We start from the raw sequence: 580 nt of genomic DNA on the forward strand, positions 1-580 counted from the left end.
CCGCCGAGCCCCGGGGGAAGGCCTTGGGGCATTCCGCCGTCGGCCGCGGGCTGCTGGTCCTGGCGGCCCTTGCCCGCGCGCTTGCGCGGGTCACCGCTGCGCTGCTTGCCCTTCTTGTTCTTGGACGCCTTCGCGGCCTTGGTCTTCCTGCGTCCGCCGGGCATGCCGGGAAGGCCCATCCCGCCGGCCATCTGGCGCATCATCTTCTGCGCGTCGAAGAACCGGGTGACGAGGCTGTTGACCTCGCCGACGCCGACGCCGGAGCCCTTCGCGATGCGGGCCCGGCGGGAGCCGTTGATGATCTTTGGCTGGGCGCGTTCCTGCGGGGTCATCGAGCGGATGATCGCGGCGATCCGGTCCAGGTCCTTGTCGTCGATCTGGTTGACCTGGTCGCGGACCTGCCCCATGCCGGGCATCATGCCGAGCAGGTTGCCGATCGGGCCGAGCTTGCGGATCATCATCATCTGCTCGAGGAAGTCCTCGAGGGTGAAGTCCTCGCCCGAGGCGAACTTGCTGGACATCTTCTCGGCCTGCTCGGCGTCGAACGCCTGCTCGGCCTGCTCGATCAGGGTGAGGATGT

1 pseudogene is annotated in these 580 nt (G+C 68.4%); it reads right to left on the reverse strand.

The features are described from left to right. Positions 1-580, reverse strand: a pseudogene (locus ETD96_RS44260) (signal recognition particle protein); the annotation flags it as partial.

The sequence above is a fragment of the Actinomadura geliboluensis genome (genome assembly GCF_005889745.1).
In the GTDB taxonomy this organism is placed as follows: domain Bacteria; phylum Actinomycetota; class Actinomycetes; order Streptosporangiales; family Streptosporangiaceae; genus Spirillospora; species Spirillospora geliboluensis.